Annotated in this window: 9 protein-coding genes and 2 tRNA genes; 9 read left to right on the forward strand and 2 right to left on the reverse strand. The window is 72.7% G+C overall.

Going from position 1 to position 12,323, the window contains the following annotated elements; genetic code table 11:
• The first annotated feature begins 119 nt into the window (after nt 1-119).
• The 4 genes from NRO40_RS19895 (at nt 120) to NRO40_RS19910 (ending at nt 3,582) form a co-directional block, all read left to right on the forward strand.
• Nucleotides 120-1,229 carry an SDR family oxidoreductase gene (locus NRO40_RS19895; RefSeq protein WP_058940661.1) on the forward strand — a complete coding sequence of 370 codons (1,110 nt, stop codon included), beginning with the start codon at nt 120-122 and terminating at the stop codon, nt 1,227-1,229.
• A gap of 279 nt (nt 1,230-1,508) precedes the next feature.
• Nucleotides 1,509-1,970 (forward strand): molybdenum cofactor biosynthesis protein MoaE, encoded by a 462-nt coding sequence (locus tag NRO40_RS19900; protein WP_058940662.1) that lies wholly within the window; start codon nt 1,509-1,511, stop codon nt 1,968-1,970.
• Between the two features lie 289 nt (nt 1,971-2,259).
• Complete coding sequence (locus NRO40_RS19905; protein ID WP_198549256.1) at nt 2,260-2,430, forward strand: hypothetical protein; 171 nt, start codon at nt 2,260-2,262, stop codon at nt 2,428-2,430.
• Nucleotides 2,431-2,493: 63 nt separating this feature from the next.
• Nucleotides 2,494-3,582: a YlbL family protein gene (locus tag NRO40_RS19910; RefSeq protein ID WP_058940663.1), complete on the forward strand. Its 1,089-nt coding sequence runs from the start codon at nt 2,494-2,496 to the stop codon at nt 3,580-3,582.
• A 183-nt stretch (nt 3,583-3,765) separates the two neighbouring features.
• Here the strand turns inward: NRO40_RS19910 and NRO40_RS19915 are convergent, their stop codons facing one another.
• The gene (locus NRO40_RS19915; protein ID WP_058940664.1) at nt 3,766-4,323 is read right to left on the reverse strand and encodes a PPA1309 family protein; all 558 of its coding nucleotides are present in this window, start codon (nt 4,321-4,323) and stop codon (nt 3,766-3,768) included.
• 152 nt (nt 4,324-4,475) lie between these two features.
• Here NRO40_RS19915 and NRO40_RS19920 point away from each other — a divergent pair, with 152 nt between their 5' ends.
• From NRO40_RS19920 to NRO40_RS19935, 4 genes are all read left to right on the forward strand, one after another.
• On the forward strand, nt 4,476-7,517 hold the full coding sequence (locus NRO40_RS19920; protein WP_058940665.1) for a UPF0182 family membrane protein: 3,042 nt from the start codon (nt 4,476-4,478) through the stop codon (nt 7,515-7,517).
• A 77-nt stretch (nt 7,518-7,594) separates the two neighbouring features.
• Nucleotides 7,595-7,668, forward strand: a tRNA-Met gene (locus NRO40_RS19925).
• Between the two features lie 205 nt (nt 7,669-7,873).
• A complete protein-coding gene (locus NRO40_RS19930) occupies nt 7,874-9,775 on the forward strand; it encodes a tetratricopeptide repeat protein (protein ID WP_408057031.1) in 1,902 nt (633 codons plus the stop codon).
• A 49-nt stretch (nt 9,776-9,824) separates the two neighbouring features.
• Nucleotides 9,825-9,898: transfer RNA gene (locus NRO40_RS19935), tRNA-Met, on the forward strand.
• 364 nt (nt 9,899-10,262) lie between these two features.
• On the opposite strand, the gene NRO40_RS19940 is transcribed toward NRO40_RS19935, so the two are convergent.
• Nucleotides 10,263-10,679, reverse strand: coding sequence for a Fur family transcriptional regulator (locus NRO40_RS19940; protein ID WP_058940667.1), 417 nt, complete (start codon nt 10,677-10,679; stop codon nt 10,263-10,265).
• A gap of 143 nt (nt 10,680-10,822) precedes the next feature.
• Between NRO40_RS19940 and NRO40_RS19945 the strand changes: the two genes are divergently transcribed.
• Nucleotides 10,823-12,274 (forward strand): catalase, encoded by a 1,452-nt coding sequence (locus tag NRO40_RS19945; protein ID WP_058940668.1) that lies wholly within the window; start codon nt 10,823-10,825, stop codon nt 12,272-12,274.
• The last annotated feature ends 49 nt before the right edge of the window (nt 12,275-12,323 follow it).

Raw genomic sequence — 12,323 nt, forward strand, 5'->3', positions numbered from 1 at the left:
CATCCGGGCCGGTCTGGGGCTCGGTGCTCCACTGGCGCAGTGCCTGCGGCAGGATGGACGCCACCTGGTGCGTGCGCGTTGACCGCGTACGTACTGAAGACAACCGCTGGAGACGCCTGGTGAGTTCCCCAGATCCGCAGGTTCGCGCAGCGCGAAACCGTTCAACCCCGTCCGCCGCCCGGGGGCCCGTCGTCGCGGTCACGGGCGCCGCGTCCGGCCTCGGCGACATGCTGACCCGGCGCCTGGCCGCTTCGGAGGAGATCCGGCAGGTCATCGCCATCGACGAGCGCCGCGGCGAGGTGGCCGAGGCGCAGTGGCACATCCTGGACGTACGGGATCCGGCCATCGCCGAGAAGCTGCGCGGCGCGGACGTCGTGGTGCACCTCGCCCTCGACCTGGACCTGGAGACGGACGCCGCCGCCCGTACCGCGTACAACGTGCGCGGTACGCAGACGGTGCTGACCGCCGCCGCGGCCGCGGGGGTCCGCCGAGCCGTGCTGTGCACCTCCGCCATGGTCTACGGCGCCCTCCCGGACAACGACATCCCGCTGTCCGAGGACGCCGAGCTGCGGGCGACGGCCGAGGCGACCGGTGTGGGCGACCTCCTGGAGATCGAGCGCCTGGCCCGCCGGGCGCCACGCGCGCACCCCGGCCTGCACATCACGGTCGTGCGCCCCGCCGTGCTCGTCGGCGGCACCGACACCGCCCTGACCCGCTACTTCGAGTCGCCGCGGCTGCTCGTCGTGGCCGGATCCCGTCCGGCCTGGCAGTTCTGCCACGTGGAGGACCTGGTCAGCGCCCTGGAGTACGCGGCGCTGGAGAAGGTCGAGGGGGAGTTCGCGGTCGGCTGCGACGGCTGGTTGGAGCAGGAGGAGGTCGAGGAGCTGAGCGGCATCCGGCGCATGGAGCTGCCGTCGGCCGTCGCGCTCGGCGCCGCCGCCAGGCTCCACCGCATCGGGCTCACCCCCTCACCGGCCGGTGACCTCGCGTACACGATGCACCCGTGGGTGGTGAGCGTGGGCCGGCTCCACGACGCGGGATGGCGGCCGAGCTGGACGAACGAGGAGGTGCTGACCGCGCTCCTGGAGGAGGTCGCGGGCCGGCACACCGTCGCGGGCCGCCGCCTCGGCCGCAAGGACGCCACGGCGGCGGGGGCGGCGGGCGCCACGGTGGCCCTGCTCGGTACGGCCGCCCTCGTCCGCCGTGCCCGCCGGCGCCGCGGCCTGTAGCGACGTACGACGGACCCGACCCGACCCGACCCGACCCGACCCGACCCGACCCGACCCCGACCGGCCCGACCGGTGCGGGCCGGGAACGGCCGTCCCGGGCTGACCGGTGACCGGTGCCTCGGCCGGGACGGGGCCTCCGACCCGACCCGGCCCGACCGGTGCGGGGCGGGAACGGCCGCCCCTCGGCGCCGTCCGCTGTAGGAGGCTCCAACGCACGCGCGCGTCCACCGGTCGAACAGGCAATACCGCGTCGCCGGGGTGTGCGGCACGATGGGTGGCATGGCACCCACCTACGACCACCCCGGCGAGCGGGCCGCCGCCGACCCGATCCGGTTGCTGGCCGTCCGCGACACCCCGCTCTCCCTGGACGAGGTGTTCCGGGCCGTCGGCGACGACGCGGCCGGCGGGACCGCGCTGTTCGTGGGCACCGTGCGCAACCACGACGGGGGTGCCGACGTCGACGCGCTCGGCTACTCCAGCCACCCCTCCGCCGAGGCGGAACTGCGGCGGGTCGCCGAGAAGGTCGTCGCGGAGTACCCCGTGCGCGCCCTGGCCGCCGTGCACCGGGTGGGCGACCTGGTCGTGGGCGACCTCGCGGTGGTCGTCGCCGTGTCCTGCCCGCACCGTGCGGAGGCGTTCGCGGCCTGCCGGAAGCTGATCGACGACCTCAAGCACGAGGTCCCCATCTGGAAGCACCAGCGCTTCTCGGACGGCACCGAGGAGTGGGTCGGCTCCTGCTGACCGGCCCGCGGTCGGCGTCCCCCGATCGGCGGTACCGGCCTCCGGCCGGCGTCCCTCGGTCGCGGTGGCACCGGCGCCTGCCGACGGCATCGCCCGGTCGGCGGTACCCGTCTGCCGGAAGCGCTCCCCGGCCGGCGGTACGGGCCGGCCGCCGGCACCCGCCGAACGGGTCGCCCGAGACCGAGGCTCAGCCGATTTGCGTAACCGCCTCCCCGGTACGAGCGTGGGGAGCACGGACGGTTAATCTGCTGATCATCACTTGCTTCGCTCTAGGGGACGGGAGGCCGCGATGGCAGCGCTCGCTTGGTTGCTCATCCCGTTGTTCGCCGCTGTCGGCGCCGCGATATGGGGCGTCTGGGCCGCGCGCAGCCGCACCACCGAGGACATAGCCGAGCTCGCCGGTTACGCCCGCTTCCGCGCCGCCATGGACCGGACCCACTCGAGCGGCGGATCCGTCTGACGGCCACCACGGACGGACCGGCCCCACGAGTGCACTGACAGACCCGTCCCGTACTGTCGTTCCATGCCACGCCGCACCGTGACGATGCTCGCCGCCACCCTCTCGCTCATCGCGCTGCTCTGTGCGGGAGTCCTCATCCCGGTGCCCTACTCCGAGATGAGCCCGGGCCCCACGGTCAACACGCTGGGTGACGCCAGGGGCGAGCCGGTGCTGCGGATCTCCGGCCACGAGACGTACCCGACCTCCGGCCACCTGAACATGACCACCGTCAGGGTCACCGGTGCGGAGTACCGGATGAACCTCGTGGAGGCCGTCGCGGGATGGATCGCCGAGGACGCCGTCGTCGTACCGCACGACACCCTCTACCCCGACGGCAAGACGGCGGAACAGTCCACGCAGGAGAACGCCGAGGAGTTCAGCCAGTCCCAGGAGAGCGCCCGCGTCGCCGCGCTCGGGCAGCTGGGCATCCCCGTCTCCGCCCGGGTGGTCGTCTCCTCGGTCCAGAAGGACAGCCCCGCCGAGGGCAGGCTGCACGCCGGTGACGTGATCAAGTCCGTCGACGGCACTCCGGTGCGCGACCCCAAGGACGTGGCGAAGATCGTCACCAAGCGGCGGCCCGGCAAGCCGGTCACCTTCACCATCGTCCCCGCGAAGGACGCCGCCGCAGCGGAGAAGGCGGGCCGCGCGCCCACCACCAGCGCGACCGTCACCGTCCCCACCAAGCGGGCGCCCGACGCGGACCGGGCGATCGTCGGCATCCAGGCGGGCAGGGACCACACCTTCCCGTTCGCGATCGACATCAAGCTCGACGACGTGGGCGGCCCGAGCGCCGGCCTGATGTTCGCGCTCGGCATCGTCGACAAGCTGACGCCCGGCGCGCTGACCGGGGGCCGGTTCGTGGCCGGCACGGGGACCATCGACGACACCGGCAAGGTGGGCCCGATCGGTGGCATCGAGATGAAGCTCGTGGGGGCGCGCGAGGCCGGTGCGCGCTACTTCCTGACGCCCGCCGCCAACTGCCCCTCCGCCGCGCCGGCCACGCCCGAGGGACTGACGCTCATCAAGGTCGACACCATCGCCGACGCCGTGAAGTCCCTGGAGAAGGTCCGCAAGGGCGACACGGCGGGCCTCCCCGACTGTTCCCCGGGCTGACGCACCCGGCCGCCGGCCCGCGGCGGCCGCCGGTCACCGGCCCGGGCATCGCGCGCAGACCGGCCCGCGAGCCGCCGGTGGACCGGCCCGGGCAGCGCCGGCAGAGGGGCCGGTACGCGCGGGGGGCGGGCCGGTGCCGCCTCCCCCCGCGGTCCGGGCCCGCCCCCCACCGGCGTACGGCGGTCAGCCCTCGAACGTGGCGGCCAGCGCCTCCGCGAGGCCCGGCACGAGGTCGGCGCCGGTGAGGACCTCCGTCGGCGAGTCCTTCTCGCGGAGCCGGATGGCCGACTCCCGCGCGCCGTCGCGCAGCACGGCCACCGTCATGCGGACCTCCTGACGCTTCGGGTGGGAGGCGACCCACCGGGCGAGGCCCGCCTCGTCGAGGCCGTCGGGGACGGAGCCCTCGACGGACGGCGGCAGCATCAGCCGCTCCACGGTCAGGGCGCAGCCGGTGACGGCGTCGGGCCAGGCGACCGTGGCGAGGAACTCGTCGAGCGGGGCGCCGGAGGGCAGCTCGTCCTGCTCGACGGGGGTGAGGGGGGCGGCGTCCGCGTCACCGCCGAGACCGAGCTGGGCGGCCAGTTCCGGCTCGTCGGCGCGCAACCGCACGGTGTCGACGAGGGCGAAGAGGCGGGCCGGCTGGTCCCAGCCGAGACCCGACGCGTACTCGTCGATCTCGAGGACCGCGCGGGTGAGCGGGCTTGCGGCCATCGGAGGGCCGGAGGGAGAAACATTGGGCATGGTCAATATCCTGCCTCTTCTCGACCCGGAGACGGGAACCAGGTAAAGCTTCAGTAAGTTGCATCAGTGGGGCGCCGGTGAATCCGGGGCCACAGCACGACACCCGCAGCACACACGACGCGAACTTCGAGGGGCGCACGTTGGCTTTCCAGATGCCGGACCGCGGCGGAGGCCCGACCGGGCCACGGATCAGAGTCGGCCGGCCGTCCCGGCGGGCCCGCACCCTGCTCATGACGCTGGGGGTGCTGGCCGTCCTGGCCATGCTCTTCGTCATGTTCGCCGGGTTCTGGACGGACTGGTTGTGGTACCGGTCCGTCGAGTACTCGTCGGTCTTCACCACCACCCTGTGGACGAAGGTCGGCATGTTCGCCGTCTTCGGCCTGCTGATGGCCCTGGCCGTCGGGTTCAACATCTGGCTCGCGCACCGGCTGCGGCCGCCGCTCAGCGCCATGTCGCTGGAGCAGCAGAGCCTCGACCGGTACCGCATGGGCGTGGCGCCGTACAAGAAGTGGGTGCTTCTCGGGATCACGGCGCTCGTCGGCCTGATCGCCGGTGCCTCGGCCTCCGGCCAGTGGCGCACGTGGCTCATGTGGGTGAACGGCGTGGCCTTCGGCCAGAAGGACCCGCAGTTCGGGATGGACGTGTCGTTCTTCGCGTTCGACCTGCCCTGGTACCGGTTCCTCCTCGGCTTCGGCTTCGCGGCCACGGTGCTGTCGCTGATCGCCGCCGCCCTCACGCACTACCTGTACGGCGGGCTGCGCGTGACGAGCCCCGGAGGGCGCGCCACCGCCGCGGCCACCGGCCACCTCTCCGTGCTGCTCGGCGTCTTCGTGTCGCTGAAGGCCGTGGCGTACTGGCTCGACCGGTACGGCCTCGCCGTGAAGTCCAGCGACTTCAAGGCGGCGGGCAACTGGACGGGCCTGCGGTACGTCGACGCCAACGCCTACCTCCCGGCCAAGACGATCCTCTTCTGCATCGCGGTCATCTGCGCCCTGCTGTTCTTCGGGACGCTGTGGCGCCGCACCTGGCAGCTGCCGGTGATCGGCTTCGGCCTGATGGTGCTGTCGGCGATCCTGATCGGCGGCCTCTACCCGGCGATCGTGCAGAAGTTCCAGGTCCAGCCGAACGAGCAGGCCAAGGAAGCGCCGTACATCAAGAAGAACATCGAGGCGACGCGCAAGGCCTACGACATCGACCGGACGGTCCCCGAGAACTACTCGGGCAAGGCGACGGTCAAGGCGAAGGATCAGCTGCGCGCCGACGCGACGACGGCGGCCAGCTACCGGCTCGTCGACCCGAACATCGTCTCGCCGACGTTCCAGCAGCTGGAGCAGCGGCGGAAGTACTACCAGTTCCCGGTGACCCTCGATGTCGACCGGTACAAGGGCCAGGACACGGTCGTCGGCCTGCGTGAGCTCAACATCAAGGGCATCCCGAAGCGGAACTGGATCAACGACCACTTCACCTACACCCACGGCTACGGCGCGATCATGGCCACGGGGACCTCGGTGGACAGCACGGGCGCGCCCCGCTTCACCGAGAACGGCCTGCCCACCACCGGCATGCTCCCGAAGTACGAGCAGCGGATCTACTACGGCGAGAAGACCGAGCAGTACTCGATCGTCGGCGGTCCGCAGAAGGAGCTCGACTACGAGGCCAACGGCGAGCGGATGACGAGCTACCGCGGGAACAGCGGCGTCAGCCTCGGCAACGCCTTCAACCGCGCCGCCTACGCCGTCGCCTTCAGCGAGCCGCAGATCCTCTACTCGGGAGCGATCGGCGACGGCTCGCGGATCCTGTACAACCGCACGCCGAAGCAGCGCGTCGAGGCCGTGGCCCCGTGGCTGACGATCGACGGCGACGCCTACCCCGCGGTCATCGGCGGCCGCGTCCAGTGGATCGTCGACGCCTACACGACGACGAACGGCTACCCGTACGCGTCCCGGACGACGCTCGGCGACACCACCGCCGACTCGCTGACCGCCGGCAACCAGACCCGCACGGTCGTGGCCCAGCAGAACCAGGTCAACTACATCCGCAACTCGGTGAAGGCCACCGTCGACGCGTACGACGGCTCGGTCGACCTGTACCAGTGGGACACCGAGGACCCGGTCCTGAAGACCTGGATGAAGGCGTTCCCCGGCACCGTGCAGCCCAAGAGCGCCATCGACGCCGACCTGAAGGCCCACCTGCGCTACCCGCAGGACATGTTCAAGGTCCAGCGGGAGCTGCTGACCCGCTACCACGTCCGGGACGCCGCGCAGTTCTACAGCGGCAGCGACGCCTGGCAGGTGCCCGCCGACCCGACGAAGAAGGACGGCAACGCGGTCCCGCCGTACTACCTGAGCCTGAAGATGCCCGGCGACGAGCGGCAGCGGTTCTCGCTGACGACGACGTTCACGCCCAACGGGCGGCCCAACCTGGGCGCCTTCATGGCCGTCGACGCCGACGCGACCAGCAAGGACTACGGCCGCATAAGGCTGCTGCGCGCCACGTCGGACGTGCCCGGCCCGGCGCAGGTGCAGTCCAAGCTCAACAGCCTCCCCGACGTGGCGACGTTCGTCCGCGACATGAAGGGCGCCGACTCGGAGATCGAGTACGGCAACCTCCTGACCGTGCCGATGGACGGCGGATGGCTGTACGTCGAGCCCGTCTACGCCCAGGGCCGCAGCGCGCTGTACCCGCTGCTGAAGAAGGTGGCGGTCTCGTACATCGACGCGAGCAAGCCGGAGGGTGACGCCACGAAGGACACCACCCGGTTCGAGGACACCCTCGGGGACGCGCTCAACGCGGTCTTCGGCGTGGACGGCGAGTCCCCCACCCCGCAGCCGCCGTCGACGGACCCGAACCCGGACCCGACGAAGCCGCCGGTGACGGGTGAGGCCGCCCTCAAGCAGGCCATCGCGGACGCCCAGAAGGCGTTCACGGACGGCGAGGCGGCGCTCAAGCGCGGCGACTGGGAGGCGTACGGCAAGTCCCAGCAGGCGCTCGCCGAGGCGCTCCAGCGCGCCGCGGCGGCGGACGCGCAGCGCAAGGCCGGCGGGCAGACACCCCCGGCAAGCCCCTCGACGCCCGCCCCGGGCGCTTCGGCGCCCGCCCCCGGTGCGTCGAAGCCGGCCACGCCGGACGCGTCGAAGCCGGCCGCGTCGGGCGGATCCGGTGGGTCGCCATCGGCCTCCCCGGACGCCGGCTGACCGGGTCGCGACCGGCCCCTCGAACGGGGGGCCGGTAACGCCCGCCCCGCGCCGTGGTACTGTGGATCACACAACGGCGCGGGGTGGAGCAGCTCGGTAGCTCGCTGGGCTCATAACCCAGAGGTCGCAGGTTCAAATCCTGTCCCCGCTACTGAAAGACCAGGGCCCGGATCCTTCGAGGATCCGGGCCCTGGTCATGTGTGCGGCCGGCCGAAGGCCGTGTCCGGAGTGGGGAGTTGACACCCCTTGTGTTTGACTTGTCTCTCTGTGGGCATGTCGACAAAACGCTGAAGTGACCTCACTGGCTGCGGTATACCAGGTGTAGGCGGGTTGCGGGTGGTGCGACGATGGGACGTATGGGGGACAGGGCGACGCTGTTGGAGAGTGGGCGGTTCGAGCGACAGCACTCCGGCGGGGCCTCGGAGGCGTTCGACGACGCCGACGCCGCGCCCGATCTGACGGGCGCGTGGAACACGGTCGGCATGGACTTCGCGGAGGCCGCCGCCGACACCGTCGAGGCGGAGGCACGGCACCGCCGCGCCGCCGATACCGGCGACACCGCGTCCATGAGCGTCCTCGGCGCCATGCTGCTGCGCCGCGGTGACCTCGACGCCGCCGAGCCCTACCTGCGCGCCGCCACCGCCGACGGCGACCGCGCCGCCGCCAACAACCTCGGCGTCCTCCTCCACCAGCGCGGCTACCCCGACGAGGCCGCCGGCTGGTGGCGCGTCGCCGCCGTCGCCGGCTCGGCCGCGGCCGCGCACGCCCTCGGCCGCCACCACCGCGAGCGCGGCGACGAGCCCGCCGCGGAGTACTGGCTGCGCCAGTCCGCCGAGCAGGGCCACGCCCTCGGCGCGTACGCCCTCGCCGACCTCATGGAGCACCGCGGCGACGCCGGCGCCGAGCGGTGGCTGCGCGCCGCCGCCGAGCAGGGGCACCGCGAGGCCGCGTACCGGCTGGCCCGAGCCCTGGAGAAGCGGGCGCCCCAGGGGACGTCCCAGGACGACCCCGCCGCAACCGAGCAGCCGGACGGGGCCGGCGGCACCGCCGCCGCGGACGGCGCCGAGCAGTGGTACCGGCAGGCCGCCGCGCGCGGGCACCGCAGGGCCGCGCTGCACCTGGGGGCGATCCTGGAGAAGCGCGGCGAGCTCAAGGAGGCCGGCCGCTGGTACCTGATGGCCGCCAAGGGCGGCGAGCCCCGTGCCGCCTGCGCGCTCGGCTTCCTGCTGCGCGACGCCGGCGACGAGGACAGCGCCGCCGTCTGGTGGCTGCGCGCCGCCCAGGAGGGCGACGGCAACGCCGCCAACGCGCTCGGCGCGCTGCACGCCGCGCGCGGCGAGTACCAGACCGCCGAGCGCTGGTACCGCGCCGCCACCGACGCGGGCGACGTCAACGGCTCCTACAACCTCGGCCTGCTCTTCGCCGCCCAGGGCCGCACCGCCCAGGCCGAGCAGTGGTACCGGCGCGCCGCCTACGCCGGGCACCGGGAGGCGGCCAACGCCCTGGCGATCCTGCTCCTGCAGGCCGACGACCCGCACGGCGCCGAGCCGTGGTTCTCCAAGGCGGCCGAAGCGGGCAGCGTGGACGCCGCCTTCAACCTCGGCATCCTCTACGCGGGCCGCGACGACGACCGCGCGGCCCTCGGCTGGTACGAGCGCGCGGCGGCGGCCGGCCACACCGAGGCGGCCCTGCAGGTCGGCATGGCCCGGCTCCGTGAGGGCGACGAGCAGGAAGCCGAGCGGCACCTGCGGTGCGCGGCGGGCGGCGGCAGCGCCGAGGCGGCGTTCCGTCTGGCCACCGTCCTCGACGCCCGTCAGCCTCCGCCCGAGCCGCACACCCTCGGCCAGCCGCAGACGCCGAAGAGCGAGTGCGAGGAGTGGTACGAGCGCGCCGCCGAGCAGGGTCACCGGCGCGCCCAGGTCCGGGTCGGCATGCTCGCCGCCGCGCGCGGCGACGTCGCGGAGGCGGGGCGCTGGTACCGCGAGGCCGCCGAGGCCGGCAGCCGCAACGGCGCCTTCAACCTCGGCCTGCTGCTCGCCCGCGACGGCAACGAGCGCGAGGCCGCCCTGTGGTGGAGCCGCGCCGCCCGGGCCGGGCACGGGCGGGCCGCCCTGCGCCTGGCGCTGCTCGCCGCCCGCAGGGGCGAGCTGGCCGAAGGGCGACGCTGGTGCGCCCGCGCCGTGGAGCTGGGGCCGGCCGAGGTGGCGGAGCGGGCGGCGCGCCTGAGCGAGGCGCTGCACCAGGAGCTGACGGCTTGAGCCCGGATTTGCGCCGGTCCACGCCGTCCCGTAAGGTGGTGTTCACCGACGCGGGGTGGAGCAGCTCGGTAGCTCGCTGGGCTCATAACCCAGAGGTCGCAGGTTCAAATCCTGTCCCCGCTACTGAAGTCCTAGGGCCCGGATCATTCGATCCGGGCCCTAGGCGTATTTCCGGCCACCCGCGACCCGTGACGCGGGCCGGGCGGCGGGTGTGCCGGGTGTCGGAGTGGGCCGAGTGTGGAGCCGGGGCGGGGCGGGCGCGCGAGACGCGGCCGGTGCCGCCCGGCGGGCCCCGTAGGGCGGCGACCTGGTGGTCCAGCGCCAGGGTTGTGCCGCCCGGTGATCGTCTCCCGTCTTGCCGGCCGGATCGGCGAGGCGTTCCCCGGGGGCGCGGCAAAGGCCCCCGGCGCGTCGTGCGCCGGGGGCTCTCGTCGTGCGAAGGGCGGGGGACCGGGACGGGGGCGCCGACGGTCCGGGGGGCGTGGCCTCAGGCGGTCGCGCAGTGCGGGCAGAGGCCGCGGTAGGTGACCTCCACGTCCGAGACCGTGAAGCCGAAGCGCTCCGAGTCCGGCAGGTCCGCCAGCGGGTTGCCCTGCGGATGGACGTCCCGTATCGCGCCACACCGGGCGCACACCAAGTGGTGGTGCGGACGGTGGGCGTTCGGGTCGTACCGCTTGGCGCGGCGGTCCGTGGAGACCTCGAGGATCTCGCCCAGGCTGACCAGCTCACCCAGCGTGTTGTACACGGTCGCGCGGGAGATCTCCGGGAGCCGCTCCGCCGCCCGGGCGTGGACCTCGTCCGCGGTCAGGTGGACGTGCTCTCCGTCGAGGACCTCCGCCACGACGCGCCGCTGCGCGGTCATCCGCCAGCCGCGGCCGCGCAGGCGCTCCAACAGGTCACTCATGCGATTCAGCCTAACAGGCGGGGGACTCAGTCCCGAACGGGTGTGGCTTTGGATGCGGGCTTGACTTAGACAATGTCCATTGTAGGATCGGGAACGGCTTTGGCCAAGGGACAGGACTGAGTGCTGAGACGCAGGAGGCGCACGTGACGCAGGGACCCCTCACCACGGAGGCCGGCGCGCCGGTCGCCGACAATCAGAACAGCGAGACCGCGGGCGTCGGTGGTCCGGTTCTGGTGCAGGACCAGCTCCTGCTGGAGAAGCTCGCGCACTTCAACCGCGAGCGCATCCCGGAGCGCGTGGTCCACGCGCGTGGCGCCGGGGCGTACGGCACCTTCACCGTGACCGGCGACGTCACCCCCTACACCCGGGCGCACTTCCTCGGCGAGGTCGGCCGGGAGACCGAGGTCTTCCTGCGCTTCTCGACCGTCGCGGGCAACCTCGGCTCGGCGGACGCGGTGCGCGACCCGCGGGGCTTCTCGCTGAAGTTCTACACCGAGGAGGGCAACTACGACCTCGTCGGCAACAACACCCCGGTGTTCTTCGTCAAGGACGCCATCAAGTTCCCCGACTTCATCCACACCCAGAAGCGCGACCCGTACACCGGCTCCCAGGAGGCGGACAACGTCTGGGACTTCTGGAGCCTCTCGCCCGAGTCCACGCACCAGGTGACCTGGCTCTTCGGTGACCGCGGCATACCCGCGAGCTACCGCCACATGGACGGCTTCGGTTCCCACACGTACCAGTGGAACAACGAGGCCGGCGAGGTCTTCTGGGTCAAGTACCACTTCAAGACCGACCAGGGCATCAAGAACCTCACCCAGGCCGAGGCCAACCGGCTCGCCGGTGAGGACCCGGACTCGCACCAGCGCGACCTGCGCGAGTCGATCGAGCGGGGCGAGTACCCGACGTGGACCGTCGGCGTGCAGATCATGCCCGCCGCGGACGCCGCGACGTACCGCTTCAACCCGTTCGACCTCACCAAGGTCTGGCCGCACGCCGACTACCCGGTCATCGAGTTCGGCAAGCTGGAGCTCAACCGCAACCCGGAGAACGTCTTCGCCGAGGTCGAGCAGTCGATCTTCTCCCCGGCGCACTTCGTGCCCGGCATCGGCCCGTCGCCCGACAAGATGCTCCAGGGCCGGCTCTTCGCCTACGGCGACGCCCACCGCTACCGCGTCGGCATCAACGCCGACCACCTGCCGGTGAACCGCCCGCACGCCACCGAGGCGCGCACCAACAGCCGGGACGGCTTCCTGTACGACGGCCGCCACAAGGGCGCGAAGAACTACGAGCCGAACAGCTTCGGCGGTCCGACGCAGACCGGTCGCCCGCTGTGGCAGCCCGTCCCGGTGACCGGGGTGACCGGTGACCTGGAGGCGCCCGTCCACGCCGAGGACAACGACTTCGTCCAGGCGGGCAACCTCTACCGGCTGATGACGGAGGAGGAGAAGGAGCGTCTGATCGCCAACCTGGCGGGCTTCATCGCCAAGGTCTCGCGCGTCGACATCGCCGAGCGGGCCATCAACAACTTCCGCCAGGCGGACGAGGACTACGGCAAGCGGCTGGAGGCCGCGGTCCAGGCCCTGCGCGGCTGACAGCACTGGATCGCTTGCCGTGGACGGAGGGCCGGCTCCCCTTGGGGGG

The organism is Streptomyces changanensis (assembly GCF_024600715.1).
Classification (GTDB): Bacteria; Actinomycetota; Actinomycetes; order Streptomycetales; family Streptomycetaceae; genus Streptomyces; species Streptomyces changanensis.